13 protein-coding genes are annotated in these 16,670 nt (G+C 32.6%); 5 read left to right on the top strand and 8 right to left on the bottom strand.

What is annotated here, in order from left to right; all coding sequences use genetic code 11:
* Positions 1 to 258: 258 nt before the first annotated feature.
* The 8 genes from SCA31_RS18645 to SCA31_RS18610 all read right to left on the bottom strand — a co-directional run bounded on the left by SCA31_RS18645 (position 259) and on the right by SCA31_RS18610 (position 9,450).
* On the bottom strand, positions 259 to 1,557 hold the full coding sequence (locus SCA31_RS18645) for an HlyD family secretion protein (protein WP_410698540.1): 1,299 nt from the start codon (positions 1,555 to 1,557) through the stop codon (positions 259 to 261).
* A 61-nt stretch (positions 1,558 to 1,618) separates the two neighbouring features.
* Positions 1,619 to 3,811 carry a peptidase domain-containing ABC transporter gene (locus SCA31_RS18640; RefSeq protein ID WP_410698539.1) on the bottom strand — a complete coding sequence of 731 codons (2,193 nt, stop codon included), beginning with the start codon at positions 3,809 to 3,811 and terminating at the stop codon, positions 1,619 to 1,621.
* Between the two features lie 82 nt (positions 3,812 to 3,893).
* Positions 3,894 to 4,058 (bottom strand): bacteriocin-like protein, encoded by a 165-nt coding sequence (locus tag SCA31_RS18635; protein ID WP_410698538.1) that lies wholly within the window; start codon positions 4,056 to 4,058, stop codon positions 3,894 to 3,896.
* Positions 4,059 to 4,158: 100 nt separating this feature from the next.
* Complete coding sequence (locus SCA31_RS18630; RefSeq protein WP_410698537.1) at positions 4,159 to 5,667, bottom strand: thioredoxin domain-containing protein; 1,509 nt, start codon at positions 5,665 to 5,667, stop codon at positions 4,159 to 4,161.
* Between the two features lie 477 nt (positions 5,668 to 6,144).
* The gene (gene gwsS / locus SCA31_RS18625) at positions 6,145 to 7,242 is read right to left on the bottom strand and encodes a grasp-with-spasm system SPASM domain peptide maturase (RefSeq protein ID WP_410698536.1); all 1,098 of its coding nucleotides are present in this window, start codon (positions 7,240 to 7,242) and stop codon (positions 6,145 to 6,147) included.
* Positions 7,243 to 7,420: 178 nt separating this feature from the next.
* Entirely contained in the window at positions 7,421 to 8,323 is a 903-nt protein-coding gene (gene gwsG, locus SCA31_RS18620; protein ID WP_410698535.1) for a grasp-with-spasm system ATP-grasp peptide maturase, read from the bottom strand.
* Positions 8,301 to 9,176: a hypothetical protein gene (locus tag SCA31_RS18615; RefSeq protein WP_410698534.1), complete on the bottom strand. Its 876-nt coding sequence runs from the start codon at positions 9,174 to 9,176 to the stop codon at positions 8,301 to 8,303. The genes gwsG and SCA31_RS18615 overlap by 23 nt, the downstream gene beginning before the upstream one ends.
* 70 nt (positions 9,177 to 9,246) lie before the next feature.
* Positions 9,247 to 9,450, bottom strand: a complete 204-nt coding sequence (locus tag SCA31_RS18610) for a TIGR04139 family peptide modification target (protein WP_410698533.1) — start codon at positions 9,448 to 9,450, stop codon at positions 9,247 to 9,249.
* A 330-nt stretch (positions 9,451 to 9,780) separates the two neighbouring features.
* On the opposite strand from SCA31_RS18610, the gene SCA31_RS18605 reads away from it, so the two are divergent.
* The 5 genes from SCA31_RS18605 (at position 9,781) to SCA31_RS18585 (ending at position 16,669) form a co-directional block, all read left to right on the top strand.
* Complete coding sequence (locus tag SCA31_RS18605; protein WP_410698532.1) at positions 9,781 to 11,505, top strand: helix-turn-helix domain-containing protein; 1,725 nt, start codon at positions 9,781 to 9,783, stop codon at positions 11,503 to 11,505.
* 141 nt (positions 11,506 to 11,646) lie between these two features.
* Positions 11,647 to 11,814, top strand: coding sequence for a hypothetical protein (locus SCA31_RS18600; RefSeq protein ID WP_410698531.1), 168 nt, complete (start codon positions 11,647 to 11,649; stop codon positions 11,812 to 11,814).
* Positions 11,811 to 14,069, top strand: coding sequence for a CocE/NonD family hydrolase (locus SCA31_RS18595; RefSeq protein WP_410698530.1), 2,259 nt, complete (start codon positions 11,811 to 11,813; stop codon positions 14,067 to 14,069). The genes SCA31_RS18600 and SCA31_RS18595 overlap by 4 nt, the downstream gene beginning before the upstream one ends.
* Before the next feature lies 1 nt (position 14,070).
* Positions 14,071 to 14,208: a hypothetical protein gene (locus SCA31_RS18590; RefSeq protein ID WP_410698529.1), complete on the top strand. Its 138-nt coding sequence runs from the start codon at positions 14,071 to 14,073 to the stop codon at positions 14,206 to 14,208.
* Between the two features lie 280 nt (positions 14,209 to 14,488).
* Positions 14,489 to 16,669: a prolyl oligopeptidase family serine peptidase gene (locus tag SCA31_RS18585; RefSeq protein ID WP_410698528.1), complete on the top strand. Its 2,181-nt coding sequence runs from the start codon at positions 14,489 to 14,491 to the stop codon at positions 16,667 to 16,669.
* The last annotated feature ends 1 nt before the right edge of the window (position 16,670 follow it).

The following is a 16,670-nucleotide window of genomic DNA, read 5'->3' as shown; positions in this document are numbered from 1 at the left end:
TTAATTATCAAAAGCCAATAGGTTGATTTTATAAAATTCATTCCTAAATATGTAAATGCTATCCTGCCTATAGAATTTGGGTATTTCGCCATAAATTAATTTCATTTTATCCCTTTCCATATTTCCATGTATTATATTGATTAATACATAGAGGTTCATAGGGCTTTCTATATTTTCAGATAATGATTGAATAACCTAAAAAAATCTGCCGTTTCATTCTTGAATGAAACGGCAGATTTTTTTTATATCTTAATTTTATTAGGCCTGATATCCTAATAGCTTTCTGATCTGATAGAAGAACCTTTCAATCAACCTTAGATCTTGAGTTACGATCTCAGCACTACCTCTAAGCTCTTTATCAAAGGTAAGCGTTTTATTATAGCTTGTCTTTAATCCTTTAGGCAATACTACATCTACATAATAGTTTCCTTTATCATCAGGAATAAGGGAAATGTTCTGAACTTTTCCTTCAATGATACCATATTCCTGAAAACGGTAATTGTCCAGTTTGATCAATACTTTTTCTCCAGCTATAATCTTTCCGGAGTTGATTGTAGGCACAGACATTCTGCCTACTAATTTCTCTTTATTGCTTGGCAGAATAGATACGATAGGCTCTCCGGCTTTTACAAACTGATTTTCGCCAAAAAATTGCTGAAAGCTGGCAACACCATCTGTGGATGAAATGACAAGATAGTTTTGCTCCCATTGCTTTAAGGCTTTTCGAAGCTGTTCAAAAAGCTGCAGCGTTTGTGCAGAGTAGGTAATCTTTTCTTTTTCATTATTAATTACCGTTACACTTTTGGTTTTATTAATATTGGAAATGCCTTCTTCTGCTTGGGAGATAGAAATATTAAGGTTTTCAAGATTTTGTTGAGCCTGAAGATATTTTATTTTTTCATTTTCAAGTTCCATCGCAGAAATTACTCCCTGATTGAAAAGTTCCTGAGATCTGTTGAAGTTTTTTCTGCTAAGATCATACTTTACAGATTCCAGATTCTTCTGTTGTCTTAGGGTAGCCATTCTTATTTTATATTCAGAAATACTTTGATTACTAGCCAGGCTTTCCGGGGCATATGGTTGTAACCTTGTGAAAAGTTCTTCATCCTGAAAAGCTTTTGCAAAGCTGTTGTATTCGCCCTGTAATTCGCCCAGTTTATATCTTGATGTCTGTGCAAGAGGAAAAGAATATAATTGATTGGGAGAAATAGAGTCTACTATCTTCTTCAGCTCTAAGATATCTTTATAATTGGCAGCTGACTGCATCACCATCAATACATCATGTTTTTTTACTTGCTGATGGTCCTTGATAAATATTTTTTCAATTCTGGTTCCAATTCTTGCCTCTATTTTCTCAGGTGGATTTTGAGAGGTTACAATAATGGGAGCCGGTACAAATTCCGGATATTTTATGATGTAGCTCATCACAAAAATAAGCAGGATGATGATGAAAATCATTGTATTTCCCCAACGTATCATCCAATGAGGTGGCTGGGTAAGAATATCCTGTACGCTTTCGGAGCGAAGTTCAATATTGTCTAAAATGTCTTGTTTCATTTTTTTAGAATAAAATTTCTACCCAATATTTCAGGGATAATAAAATTTAAATAAGCAGGTTCTAATTTCCTAATTCAAGCTGGTTTTTAACCAATCTATAATACTCACCTCGTAGATCAACCAGATCTGCATGGCTGCCTTCTTCTACAACCTTACCTTTATCCAATACAATAATCTTATCGGCATGTTTTACTGTAGAAAGCCTGTGAGCAATAACAACCGCTGTTTTACCCTTGAAGAATTGTTCAAGGTTCTCCATAATGATTTTTTCGTTATTGGCATCCAATGCTGATGTAGCTTCGTCAAACAAAATATATTCCGGAGACTTGTAAACTGCCCTTGCTATAAATAGTCTTTGTTTTTGTCCACCACTTACTCCAACCCCCTCGTTTCCAATCTTTGTATTGTAACTTAAAGGGAGAGTTTCTATAAATTCTCTGATGTTTGCAATTTCTACCGCACGTCTTAATTTTTGCTTATCAATATGGTCCTCACCGATGGCAATATTATTAGCTATTGTATCATTGAATACATAGCCCTCCTGCATTACCACACCGCAATGATCTCTCCAGAATCGTGGGGAAACATTTTTTAGATTGGTACTGCCGATTTTAATTTCTCCCTGATCGGGATCATAAAACTTCATCAGAAGTTTTAGCAGGGTTGTTTTTCCACTTCCGCTGGCTCCTACAATTGCTGTAGTTTGTCGGTAGGGAATGGAAAGGTTTAGATTTTCAAAAACAGGAACATCGGATCCAATATATCTGAAAGACATATCCTTAATCTCAATATCTCTATGTGGAATTTCTGTAGCGTATTGTTCGTTTTTATCTTCTTCGTCTTCCTTATCATGAATTTCACCAAGTCTTTCAAGGGAAATTTTAGCATCCTGAGTTTGCTTGATAAAGTCGATCAGCTGTAAAAGCGGGCTATTCAGCTGTCCAATGATATATTGTACAGAAAGCATCATCCCTAGGGTTAGATTTCCACTTAAAACTAATTTTGCAGAAAGGAAGCTCACCAGAATATCCTTCATCTGATTGATGAAGTTTCCTCCTACAGACTGCCATTGCTCTAAGGAGAGAGATTTTATTCTTATTTTAAATAATTTTACCTGAAGAAATTCCCAATCCCATCGTTTCTGTTTTTCCGCATTATGCATTTTAATTTCCTGCATACCGTTGATAAGCTCAATAACCTTACTTTGTTCCTGAGAAACCTGGGAGAATCTTTTATAGTCAAGTTCTTTTCTTTTTTTCAGGAAGAAGCTAATCCATCCGATATACAATGCTGCTCCTACAAGATAAACAATGAAAAGCCTATAGTCATAAAGCAACAGTACAATACTAAAGATAATAAGGTTAACCATTGAAAATAGAGTATTCAATGAAGAACTTGTAAGAAGTTGTTCTATTCTGTGGTGGTCGTTAATCCTCTGCATGATATCTCCCGTCATTCTTGTGTCAAAAAAGCTTATAGGAAGTTTCATCAGCTTAATGAAGAAATCGGAAATAATTGAGATATTAATTCTGGCAGAAAGGTGGAGAAGAATCCAGCTCCGGATGACTTCAATACCCATTCTTCCGAAAAATAACATAATCTGGGCAAGAAGTACCAAATAGATAAAGTTAATATCCTGATTCTGTATCCCAACGTCTACAATACTTTGGGTAAGAAACGGGAAAACCAAGGACAGTAAACTTCCGGCTAATAGTCCTACAGCTAGCTGTACAACAAGTGATTTGTATTTAAGAAGATATTTTGAGAGAAAAGAAAAGCTTGCCTTGCTTTCCTCATTATCAAATTCAGTCTGGAAGAATGCCGGAGTAGTTTCCAAAATAAGAGCAATACCTTCCTCTGTGTTTTCATTGGCATTTTCTCCGATCCAGGATTTAATGAATTCTTCCTGGTTATAGGTAATCAGACCATAGCTGGGGTCTGAGATATAGATCTTGTTATTTTTATCGGTTTTATAAACAACAACAAAATGGTTTTTATTCCAGTGTACAATACAAGGTAGGGGAACTTCTTCCACAAGGGTTTTGAAGTCAATTTGGACACCTAATGAACGGAATCCCAGGTTTTCTGCAGCATCACTCAGTCCAAGGAGGCTGCTTCCCTCTCGGGTTGTTTCAGAAAGGGCACGAATCTGTTGTAGTGAGATGCTTTTACCGTAATGTTTACTTACAATTCTAAGACAGGTAGGGCCACAGTCTTTAGTGTCTGGTTGCTTATAAAAAGGAAATTTTTTCAAAACTAATAATCATTATAAAATGTCGTCATATTCTGACGACATTTTTACTTTATTCAATATTATAATTCAATGAAATGGTTGGCTAGTAGTAGCACCATTTGTTACATGCGTTGATAGCTCCTTCTTTAGGTGGATTTATTTTGGATTCGCAATAGCTTGCTTCACTCTGAATTCTTGCGCATTCCTGAGTGATTCCACCTTTCAGTGTTCTTAGGTTCTCTCTTGAAAGTCTTTTTAGGTTTTTCATAATAAATAGTTTTTGGTTTTCCTACTCTTTTAATAGCTTTTCGGAGATCGCTTTTGTTTTTCCTAAGATAGTGAAATTTTCGAATTGCTGATATCCATTACTAAAAGTCTTCATCTTCTATTAATTCATCAACAAAGAATACAATATCTTCTCGATCATACTTCTCAGGGTACTGATATCCGTTGATAATGAAAACAGGGGTAAAGTTTAGACCGGCATTGCTATTTTCTGTAGACATTCCAATCAGTGCATTCAGATTTTCAGATGTAGGAGCTCCCCCGGACAATGTATTGATTTTTCCCTCATCCTTTGTTTCAAACCATTCTTCTACAGCATTCAGAAAGTCTTTTTCTGTTTTATTATTATAGATATGTGTTAAATCTGAGATTAATCGGGTGTATTTTTCGTCTGCTCTTTCCGGGATATAATTGAATCTCATCTGCAGAGAAATCTCATCAGGGTACTTTTCTAAAAGAGTTTCTATCAGTTTATGAGCATCTTTACAGAACCCGCAGTAGGGATTGGAAACGATGGAAATACGAAGTCTTGCATCCTTTTTACCCACAGAAAAAGTCTGGATATCCTGAAATTCTATTTTCTCCTTTTGCAATAACTGATCTTTAAACAATTCATAATTTCTTTTGAATCTAAGGTTTTTGGCATTGGATTTTTGAAGCTCTTCTTTCTGTTCCAATAGGGAATTGAAGTAAATAACGGTTGAAAAAATAAGTACCCATAGAATTACGATGAGTAAAAGTGTTCCAATTTCAAAGGGAAGATTTTGAAAGAAAAAACTAGTGATGGCCAATTGCCCGACTAGGATTGAAATAATTAAAAGGCAAACTCTACAGAATGCTTTTTCAACAAAAGCCTGAATATATAGGGAGTAGCCAATAGCCAATATTGATACGATCGTAAATCCTTTTACAATATAGGCTGTTCCCGGTAAGAATAGTCCTAATACAGCAAGCCCTGTAAAATAAATTAACGAAAAATCAGAAAATTTTAAACCTAAAATACTGGTTTTGTCCTGTTTTATAATTTTATCACAAGCATTAACGGTCTGGGTAGCAGTGGGTACACCGCATATACTTCCGATTACAGTAGAGCTATTTCCAAATTTTTGATTAAATATTTCTAACGAGATATAGACTCCTGCCAGTGAAAGAAGATTGAAAATCGCTTCGTATATCTGCTGACTTAGAAGAGAATAAATAAGAATTACAGCAAAAATAGCATATAGAATCGGTTTGAAATTGAATGCCAATTTATTTTCTGCCTTTTCAGCCTTTTCAAACAGAAGAACAAAATTTGTTGATTTATTGTATAGCTCTTCCTGGTTAAGTGTTTTAGCCTTTTCTGAGTAAACTGAGTAACTATTTCCTGATTTCTTTACCAAAGAGAAAGAATTTTCTACAATGGCGATGAATTCTTCAGGAAGTTCATTCCAATATTCCTTGTCTAATTCATAAGCATCATTTTTTACTCCCATAAAATTCAAAGTATCGCTAAATGCCAGTGCAGATGGGTAATTGGGATGGGAATTAAACTGGAAGACGAACTCCTGTTTATCAAGTTTTAAGTAGTTAATTAGTTTGTCAAAAATCATATTAATATTTTTATCTAAAATACACAGATGTTTTAAATAAACAAAAGAATTTTTCTTTTATTAGTGAGATATATACGGTAGTTGATAGATTTGATTTGACTTTCAATATTTTATTTTGCTGTATCTGGCTAAAAAAAATGTTGGCTATGGAATATATCTTATATTATAAAAAGGTGCCTGTGTCAGTTCCAATTTCCCACAGATGTATATTTAAAGTTTTCATGGTTAAAAGTTTACATTCATTTTGCGTATCTGTGGGAGTAAAAGGAACTATATGATAGGTATAGCTAATGATCTGGTGAAAGATTAGTATAAATTCTCTTGTTTGCATCAGTTCCAATTTCCCACAGATGTATATTTAAAGTTTTCATGGTTAAATGTTTACATTCATTTTAGCGCATCTGTGGGAGTAAAAGGAACTATATGATAGTATATAGTTAATGATCTGGTGGAGGATCAAAATAAATTTTAATGTTGTTAGTAAATATGTTTTGCTTTAAAAGATTTATCCATATGATAATGTTTAATGGCCTTTTGTTTCAATGGATTTTTTGTCCAGTCTTCCCATACTCCTGTATAGGGATCATATCCGCATTTTAAAGGTTTGGAAATATCAAGCCCATCTTTATTCTTCATATTTCTTTCTGTAAAGGCTCTGCAGTCTGTACATACATAACGGAATTCACAATCTTTGCAGCCTTCAATATGGTCTTTTGTGAGGTTCCAGTATTTTTTGAAATCACTTTGTATAAAGGTTTCCTCGAGGTTTGAGGTATGGATATTCCCAAAAGTCTGTGGCATTAATGGACAATTTTTTATATTTCCTTTGATATCGATACCAATTTTTTTGTGTAAACAAGAATTATGGTTGACTGCTTCAAGGATTTTTGGAAGATTCGTGTTGAAATATTTCAGATCTACCTTTCCACAGGCAGAGATTTTTAAATCTTCTTCAATACTATGTATAGTAAATCTGAACTCATCTTTTACTTTAAAAGATGCCTGAGGACAATTGTAGAAAATGAGGTTATAAATTCTTATGGTCGTTTGATCAAGTGTCTGAAAAAACTCTTCATTTACGGCATTATGAAAAGGCAAATATATTTCAATACCTTCTAAAACAGAGTTTTGAAATTTACTGTCAATTTCTTGAATCTCCTCCGTAGAAAGTTCCTTAGCAGAGTAAATTACCAAATGTTTTACGCCCAAATTATCAATAGAGCTCTTTATTTTGTCGAGTACAGATAGATGATCAATTTCTATAAAAATATTTGAAATCTTGTTAACTTCATGAACTTCATGTGATAAGGGAGTGAAATTCCTATCCCAATTTCCATTAGTTATAAAGCCGTATTCATTTTCCAGAAGAAGCTCTACATACTCATGGATAATCTCCTTAGATTCCTCATCATAATTTTCTAAGATATTTTCAATAGAATCATTTTTCAGCTCGTCAATAATATCATTCAATTCCAAAGGATAAAGATCAGAAATCTTTCTCTGAAGATCAGAGATCAGGATTCTGCGAGCTCCTTTGGCGATTATAATATTACTGAATAAGTTAAAATATCTCATAATAGTCTTGTAAGTGCTTTTATTGGTCTTTCCCTCATAAGATAATCTGTTTGATAGAGTTCACACTTTATATAGTTGATGGAAATACTGTTCTTATCATTAGATTTTTTAGTACCAAACTTCTCAATAAATTTGAAAGTAAGAGGTAATTTATTTTTTTCTTCTCGAAACAATTTTTTCATAAATATTCTGCTATTTCTTTTTCCAATGAGTAGTTGCAGATCTCCGACAGCCCTATAAATTGGCCTGTAGGATTAACTTCCAAAAAGTAGAAAATGTCTCCACTTTTTATAAAGTCTATTGAACCACAGCTTAAGTCCAGCGATTGCATAAGCTGATGTGTTTTTTCTTCAATATTTTCAGGAAGCTGGTACCGTACCTTTCTGTTGGGTTTTTTATAATTATATTTTCTGAAATCAGTTTTAGTCTGTTCATCATTTTGAGAAATGATAGCAGTAGACCATATTTTCCCTCCCAGATAAAAGCTTCGTATCTCAAAATCCTTTTCAATTTTTTCCTGGAAAAATGTAATGAAAAAATCTTTTTTCTCTTTTTCTTGTACTACCGAAGTGTAAATGATACCGTTCAAATTTTTATTGACAGAATCTAATATCACATTTTCTGTAATGGGTTTTGTAATTGTTTTATTAATAATGACTTCATCCGTATTTTCAGCTAAAAAATATTCTGGAACGTTTAATCCTATTTTTTTTGCCTGCTCTAGAACTAGGAGTTTATTGACGTGATTGTTGCTTTGCTTATTAATGCTTTTTTTTGATTCCAAGGTTTTTATCACATAATCTTCCAGCCAGTGTTGATGTTCATCCATATGGAGGTTGGTGGCATCATTGTCATAGTGTAAACGTTTGAATTTTAATCCTCCTCTTCTGTACCATGTACTTGCAATCTCATCCAGAAAAAATCTGTTTCTGTCACTCAACAGATAAATTCTTTTTTTATCTGTTTTAATTTCAAAGAACTCATCTTCATGCACACGAATAAATTTCTTTCCCATTGCTGAAAGATATTTGATGACTTTTGTAGTCGTAGAATCTCCGTTATTCGATATGATGAGTATCATTTTGTTTAATTTTTTTAAAAAAATCTTTTCTTATTTTGGCACTGTGTTTCAGGCTTGGGATTCCCAGGCTTTTCCGGTTACGGTCGGTTTGTGCGCTGTCTTTTACAGAAATCATGTTAAACCCATAGAGTGTGATCTTTTTATGAGACCCTAGGTAGGTGTCATCCATACGTGCATAATCACGAGGTGAGCAATCTCCCGATTTTACATATTCCAGTAATTTTTCTTTTATAAAAGGATAGTGTTTTTTGGATTCAACCATATGGGTGATAAAGGTTGGCATAGGAAACCATCCTATTTTCTCAGGCGTTGGGAATCCATAATTTTTAAAGGTCCATATAAGTAACTCTGCGTTTTTTTCTACATTTTTTCTGGTCAATGCGGTATCAAGGGGGCGTCCTGCCTGATCCCGTATCAGGGCAACCCTGAAAGAATCAACTAGTTTTTTATCTAGTCCTTGTTTCCATTCTGTTATTTTTTGTTCTACAGAAGCATTGTCTATTCCATATTTATTAAAAAGAGGCAAATATTTTTTATATTCATCACCATCAGGAGCTATCAGCGAAATGAATTGATAAAGACTTTCTTTTCCACCAAAATCTTCATGATACTGGTCGGCAAGAGTAATATAAGTTGCATATTCTTCAATACGATCCTGATTTTTGGGAACATATTCTTTGAAAATTTCCCGATACTCTTTTACAGCGAGTTTAGGGTTATTGGCCAGCCTGTATGTACTGTCGATCTCGTTTACTTTATTATAATAAGTAATATAATTCTTTTTACAAGAAACAAGGAATAATAAAATGAGAAGAGAAAGACTATATCTTATTAATGGTGAATAATTTTTCATAAATAATTCAATTTAATAATATGGAAAGAAAAGGAGGGAAATTCACCCTCCCTTTTCCTTGTTCATATGCTTAGCAAACTTCTAGTCTACCAATATAATCACCTCCATTAGATGTATAATGGTCTGCTTCAAAGCATCCTGGCGTTGTAACGGCAGCACTAGATTCGATAGCATAAGACTTTAGACTACCATTAACTGATTTTAAATCGTCTCTTTTTAGTTTTTTGTTTTCCAAAGAAGAAAACCCTTTCTTCATTCCTGTTAACTTTTTCATGTTTTTTAATTTTTAAAATTAATATTTTGCTTGCCATAAATATCCTTGGCGCAGGAAGGTGCTGATCAGCTTTTAATATTTATCATATGTACTGTACACATACAAATGATAAATCATTGTGTTTTTACCTGAAGCAAAGATGCATTTGTGTTCCTTATTATTCAAGTAAAGCATATCGGAATTTACAAATTCAGGGTTTGTATGATCCTGAATTTGCAAATTTTGGAATGGTGCTGTTTTGTAAGTTTTTGATTTTCAATACGATTAATTGATTGATATATTTGTGATGCTAAAAATAAAAATATGTATTATTGTATTTTAAAATGATGTATGCAAAAGGGTTTTATTGTTTTCATGTTGGTTCTCATGACGCATTTATATTTTTCTCAGAGTATAAAAGGGTTTCATATACCAGATTCTTTAAAAAGTAAAAATGCTGATCAATTACAGAAAGCCTACGAGAAAGTATTTCGGATCGATAATGATAAGGCAGAAGTATACGCTAATAGTATCCTAAGTAAAGGAAAAAGGGAAAAGAATAATGACCTTATTTATGATGGGTATTATAAGCTGGCCTATAGTAAAGGCCTAAAGTCTGAGAACGGACATCCTTATGCTGATACGCTGTTGGCACTAACTCAAAAGGTAAATAATACAGAATTTCCTGCAAAAGCTCATATTATTAAAGGTATTCTTTTAAATTATGAATTTAAGTATGATGAAGCATTGAACCATTATGTTCAGGCACGTGATTTATCCAGAGATAAAAATCCTGAGCAATTTTATTATATCAAAAAATTGGTTGGTATCTTGAAGTTGGCGACCAATGAAAATGAAGAGGCACTACCGCTTTTTTTGGAGTATTATCAGTATGAAAAGAAAAGAATGACTACTGCTGATAAAAATGTGAAAAGCTATATTGGTGCTATTTTTTCAGTAGCCAATTGCTATAATAGAAGCAAACAATATACAAATGCTCTGCATTATATCAATCTGGGAATTCAAGAATGTGAAAAATATAAGGACTATACTCACTATCCTTATTTTATATCAGGTTCAGGTATTGCTAATTATTATCTAAAGAACTATAAAAAATCAGAAGAAAATCATTTAGACGCGGAACAGAAATTTATTAAGAACAATGATGCTTGGAATCTTGGGATTACCTATTATTTCTTAGGAAAGATTAATAATGATGTTAATAAAGAAGAAAAGGGGATACAATATTTTATCAAGGCTGATTCTGTTTTGTCGATATCCAAAAAGTTTGATCCGGTAACAAGAAATGGGTATGAGGTTTTAATAGACTACTATAAAAAGCAAGGAGATAAGGAAAATCAGCTGAAGTTCATTAATAAACTGTTTGTAGCTGACAGTATTATGAATAACAGTAAGCAATATTTATCAAAAGAAATATATAAAAAATATGATACCCCTGCTTTATTGGAAGAAAAGGAAGCACTGATTGATGATTTAAGTAATAAAAATTCTGTGCTTTACATCTTTCTGGGTGGTGGCTTCTTAATTATAGGTATTTTATTGTTCTTATTTAGTCGCAACAGGAAAAAGGTAAAGGAATATAAAAAACAGGCTGATCAGCTATTGGAAAAATCAAAGGCTGCCGAAGTTTCCTTAGCTCCAAGTGTTATTAAGGTAGAGAATGATGTAAAAGTACAGAAAGTTAAAAGTATACTTTCAGACGAAAAATTACAGGATATCAAGATGAAACTGGAAGAGTTTGAGAAAACTAAAGGTTTTTTACGCAAAAATATTACTGTAGATAGTCTTGCAAAAGATTTTGGTTCCAACCGGGATTATTTATCAAAATCAGTGAATGAACTTAAGGAGAAGAATTTTTCACAATACCTGAATGAATTAAGAATTAATTATATTGTTGAAGAATTGAATCATAACGAGAAAATAAGAAAGCATACAATTGCAGCAATTGCAGATGATATAGGATATAATAATTCAGAGTCATTTTCTAATGCATTTAGAAAAATAACCGGGACCTTACCGTCTTATTATATAAAATTACTACAAAAACAAGATTGAATTTAAGTTATTGAAAATTAATCATTTATGTTTTTTTAACATACGAAATTTATCAATTTAGGCATTGAGTTCTTTGATGAGTTGAGCAAATTGATTTATTTTGCCTATGATCATATTTAAAATTTAAAACTTTAAGCAATAATGAAAAAAGAACCTAAACAGGAAAAAAAGTTATCGTTAAAAAAAATTCAACATACCAGACTGAATTCTATTAAAGGAGGAGGAAGAGGAGAGCAATTGTTTGAGGGTAATGTAACAAACGGGGATACAACAACAAGTAAATATTGTCAGGTGGGGACAACAGAATGATAAGCTTACAAGTTTATAATATCTTAAAGAAAACAATCTTATTATTAATAGGGTTGTTTTCTTTGCAATATCACTCACAGAATTTCATATTCAAAACGGATGAAAATATTGAAAGCAGTTCCTTTGACAATAATATAAAAAAGCTCAACAAGGAAATTTTGCAAGTTTATAAAAGTAATGATAAAATTAAATTTTATGATAACATTTTTCGCTTGTATATTCTTGGCGGAGATTATGAAAAAGGACTTTATTATTTAAATGAGATAAAGGATGATCCTCAAAATGCCAATCTGGATTATAGGGAAGTTGTAGGGCTGGCATTTGAATTATATGCATTGTCGCAACTAGATTCTGAAAAAATTTCCTATCAAAAAAAATATGAAAATATATTTAATAAAAAGATAAACTCCGTATCAGAACGATCTAAGATTTATCTGGGGCGCTTCTTTACCAATTCAGAAGCTGACCTTAAGGAGAATATGCTGAAGATTATAAAAAATGACATTAAAGACAATACGATCTCTCTTTCGGATGGTATCAAACTATGCCGTTATTATACGTCCTATATTATTGCAAAAGAGACCCACAAAACAGCGCATTCTTTAATTAAAAAAATAGATGAACAGCAATTCGATATTAATGATAGTATTACCATTAAAACAAAAAAAGGGAATGAAATTGCACTAAGAGTCATTAAATATAAGAAAGGCGAAAAACAGGCTCCTGCCATACTCAATTTCAGTATCTATAACAGGGGAGGGTTCAATCATATTGAAAAACTTGGGGCTATGAGGGACTATACTGTAGTCTATGCTTATAGTAGAGGTGTTTATTTGAGTCATGATCAAGTTTCTCCATTTGAATTTGAAATAGAAGATGTAAACGAAGTAATAGATTGGATTATCAAGCAACCATGGAATAATGGTAAGGTAGGCATGATTGGAGGAAGTTATGACGGTTTCAGCCAATGGGCTGCTGTTAAAAATCTTCATCCTGCTTTGAAGACCATCATTCCTACTGCATCGGTAGGTTTTGGAGTTGACTTTCCTATATTTAACAATTGCTTTAGCCCTTATATGTTGCGATGGCTTAGTTATGCAAGAAAAGTTACAAATTATAATCTGTTTAGTGATGAGAGAAAATGGATGTCTTTATACAACTCTTATTATAAAAGTGGAGTAGCTTTCAATAAATTAGACAGTATTTATGGAGAGTCTAATCCTATTTTTCAAAATTGGTTAAAGCACCCTTCTTTTGATGAATTCTGGAAATCTAAAATGCCTAATAAAAAAGATTTTGCTAAAATCAATATTCCGATTTTGACACTTACCGGATATTATGATGCAGATCAAAGAGGAGCAATGTATTATTATAATGAACATTATAAATATAACAAAAATGCAGACCATTATCTACTGATAGGCCCTTACGGACATGCCGGAGTTGTTTCCGGAATAAGCGGAAACTATAAAGGTTATGCTATAGACCCTGTTGCGAAAATTGATATTGAAGATATCTCTTATCAATGGTTTGATTATGTTCTTAAAGGAAAGAAAAAGCCTGAGCTTTTAAAAGACAAAGTTAATTTTCAGCCCATGGGATCCAATGAATGGATAAGTACTTCCAGCATTAATGAAATAGGAAATCAGAAACTGAAACTATATCTCAATAAAACAAGTTTGCAGCAAGTAAAGCCAAAACTGGATTTTATCCATCAAACAGTTGATTTTCTAGATAGAAAAGATACATTACAAGCTCTTGATGAGGAAAAGATATTAGGAGAGTCAATCAATGCCTATGATTTTAAAAACAGCCTTGTTTTTGAAAGTAGTGTTTTTGAAGAACCTGTTTCAATAACAGGGAATTTTACTGGTGAGTTGAAAGCTGCTATCAATAAAAAAGATATGGATATTACCATGAGTGTCTATGAGAAATTGCCAACCGGGCAATACTTTAAACTGTCTCATGAATACTTTGGACGGGCAAGTTATGCCAAGGATAATACAAAAAGACAACTCTTAAAGCCACAAACTATAGAAAGCATTCCAATACATAATACTTTTTTTACCAGTAGAAAAATTGAGAAAGGAAGCAAGCTGATCCTTGTATTAGGGATTAGGAAAAATCCAGATGCCCAGATCAACTATGGCACTGGAAAAGATGTAAGCATTGAAACTATTGCAGATGCCAAAGAGCCTTTGGATATTAAATGGTATAATGACAGTTATGTTGAAGTTCCTATTCTAAAAAAATAAAATGTCCCGCTTTCCCTACCCATTTTTTGATCAGTATATTTTCCGTTCCTCATTATTTCCTTTTAATGATTTTCTGGAAAAGGCTGCCCATGAAAAATTTTCAGATGAAGACCTGAAAAGGATCAAAGTGATAGTCTAATAAAGAATTATAAATAGAGATAATTGGGGCAATGTAGCCCATTAAATATATTGTTTTATTTACAAAAATGTATGATCTTTAAATTTATAATGATGAAAAAAAACAAGGTAAACTGAAAAAAAGTTATCTTTAGAAAAAATACAAATCGCTAAAATTAATAATCCTGGGAAATTTTTTGGTGGAACTCGAATTGTACTATTAACAAGCGATTGTAATGGTCCTCATAATGGAAGTAGGTCACAAACTGGAAACGATACGGGAAGGCGATAAATTCTTTAAAATGAATAAATTCTTTTTTTTAATTATCCTTCTTTTCTTAAAAATACAAGGGCAAAATGCCCCATCCTTTCCCGTAACAGATAAATATTTCGGTACTAATATTGTGGATCCCTACAGAAACTTGGAAGATCTTCAAGACTTAAAAACAGTTTCATGGATGAAACTACAAACAGAGAAAGCTGATGCTATGCTAAGTACAGTTTCAAATCGTGATTATTATGCAAAAAAAAGATTAGTTCTGGACCAAAGGAAAGAATATATTGTATCTGATTTAAAAATTACAGCTAATGATAGGTATTTTTATCTTAAGAAAGCTGCTGATGAAAAAATAGCAAAAGTATATTATAAAGATGGTATTAATGGGCACGAAGAGCTACTATATGACCCTGCTAACTTAAAGGATAATTTACTTAATTCTATCAATGATTATTCTGTAAATCTTATAAGTCCAAGTTGGGATGGTAATAAACTTGCAATATCTGTTGCAGAAAAAGGAAAAGAAATTTCTCAAATTATTATAATGGATGTTTCCAACAGAAAAATTTATCCTGAAATTATCTCACAGACCAATCCCTCTTCTGTTGGAGGAATAAAATGGTTAGAAGATAATACAGGTTTTTTCTATATCTATTACCCTGTTATTGATATTACCTCTGATTTATTTTCTAAAAATACAGAATCAGTTCTTTATAAAATAGGAGAAGATCCAAACAAGAGAAATGTTGTTTTTTCCAGCATAAATAACCCCAATTTAAAAATAAGTGCCGAAAAGTATCCCGCCATATTAGCTTTCAATGCTGATGATCCATATTACATTGGAATATTGGTAGATGTAGAAGATAATAGAAAAACCTTTGTCATAAAAAAAGAAGACTTATTAAAAGGAGAAAAAAACTGGACTCCGTTATATAATAAGGAAGAGAAAGTATTTTACGTAAGATTAGCAGGAGAAGAAATCATTTTCTTATCAGGATATAATTCTCCAAATTTTAAGCTGTGTAAAACGACCATTAAGCAGTCTGATTTTAAAAATCCAGAGATTTTAGTTCCTGAAAAAACGGATGAAGTTATTAAAAGTTATGTAATAACTAAAGATGGTATTTACTTTACGACTACAAGAAATGGTGTAGAAGCAAAGCTTTACTTATATAAGGATGGAAAAGAATTACCAATAAAGCTACCGTATGCTTCGGGAAATATTAATTTGCAGTCTAAAGAAAAAGATTTCCCAGATCTGTGGATAACTTGCTCCGGATGGCTTAATGAAGAACAACGCTTCAAATATAATTTACAAGAGAATGTTTTTACTCCGGAAAACTTAACCCCTATCATTGAATATCCTGAATTTAAAGATATTATTGTGGAAGAAATAACGATAGAGTCAAGAGATAATGAGGATATCCCCTTATCACTAATTTATAATAAAAGTACTCTTAATAAAAATGGTACAACTCCTACTTTAATAGATGCCTATGGAGCCTATGGAATTTCAAGAAGCCCCTTTTTTGCTAAAAGTTATTTACTATGGGCAAATCAAGGAGGTGTCGTAGCCGTTGCCCATGTGAGAGGTGGCGGAGAAAAAGGGGATAAATGGCACCTGGGAGGCTATAAAGAAACAAAGCCCAACTCCTGGAAAGACTTAATTGATTGTACAGAATATTTAATAAAAGAAAAGTACACATCAAAAGATAAAACAGCTATTTGGGGAACCAGTGCGGGCGGAATTACAGTAGGCAGAGCAATGGCGGAAAGACCAGATCTATTTAAAGCTGCTATTGTTGAAGTAGGAATGACAAATATGTTTAGATTTGAAAATACACCGAATGGCGAGGGAAATATAAAAGAATTTGGTACTGTTAAGGACCCAAAAGAATTTAAAAATCTATTGGAAATGGATGCTTACCAACATATTAAAAAGGGTACAAAATATCCTGCTACATTAGTAACGGGTGGAATTAACGATAATCGAGTGATTGTATGGCAACCAGCTAAATTTGCAGCCAAATTAATGGCAAATAATGCTTCAAATAATCCTGTTTTATTAAAAATAGATTATGAAGGTGGCCATGGAAGTAATATTCCTATGGCACAGCGATATGCAAGCTTAGGGGATATTTTTGCTTTTGCTTTCTGGCAATTAGGACATCCTGATTATCAACCTAAAAAAAATACTAAAAAATAAA

This window comes from Chryseobacterium sp. SIMBA_028 (assembly GCF_046535285.1).
GTDB lineage: Bacteria > Bacteroidota > Bacteroidia > Flavobacteriales > Weeksellaceae > Chryseobacterium.
This window is presented reverse-complemented; position numbering and strand designations above follow the sequence as displayed.

Bases quoted from the DNA above. Each gene is read 5' to 3' on its own strand.
- gwsG (WP_410698535.1), bottom strand. From the start codon at position 8,323: ATGATACTCATCATATCGAATAACGGAGATTCTACGACTACAAAAGTC.
- SCA31_RS18595 (WP_410698530.1), top strand. From the start codon at position 11,811: ATGATAAGCTTACAAGTTTATAATATCTTAAAGAAAACAATCTTATTA.
- SCA31_RS18590 (WP_410698529.1), top strand. From the start codon at position 14,071: ATGTCCCGCTTTCCCTACCCATTTTTTGATCAGTATATTTTCCGTTCC.
- SCA31_RS18610 (WP_410698533.1), bottom strand. From the start codon at position 9,450: ATGAAAAAGTTAACAGGAATGAAGAAAGGGTTTTCTTCTTTGGAAAAC.
- SCA31_RS18645 (WP_410698540.1), bottom strand. From the start codon at position 1,557: ATGAAACAAGACATTTTAGACAATATTGAACTTCGCTCCGAAAGCGTA.
- SCA31_RS18605 (WP_410698532.1), top strand. From the start codon at position 9,781: ATGCAAAAGGGTTTTATTGTTTTCATGTTGGTTCTCATGACGCATTTA.
- SCA31_RS18635 (WP_410698538.1), bottom strand. From the start codon at position 4,058: ATGAAAAACCTAAAAAGACTTTCAAGAGAGAACCTAAGAACACTGAAA.
- SCA31_RS18600 (WP_410698531.1), top strand. From the start codon at position 11,647: ATGAAAAAAGAACCTAAACAGGAAAAAAAGTTATCGTTAAAAAAAATT.
- SCA31_RS18615 (WP_410698534.1), bottom strand. From the start codon at position 9,176: ATGAAAAATTATTCACCATTAATAAGATATAGTCTTTCTCTTCTCATT.
- SCA31_RS18585 (WP_410698528.1), top strand. From the start codon at position 14,489: ATGAATAAATTCTTTTTTTTAATTATCCTTCTTTTCTTAAAAATACAA.
- SCA31_RS18630 (WP_410698537.1), bottom strand. From the start codon at position 5,667: ATGATTTTTGACAAACTAATTAACTACTTAAAACTTGATAAACAGGAG.
- gwsS (WP_410698536.1), bottom strand. From the start codon at position 7,242: ATGAGATATTTTAACTTATTCAGTAATATTATAATCGCCAAAGGAGCT.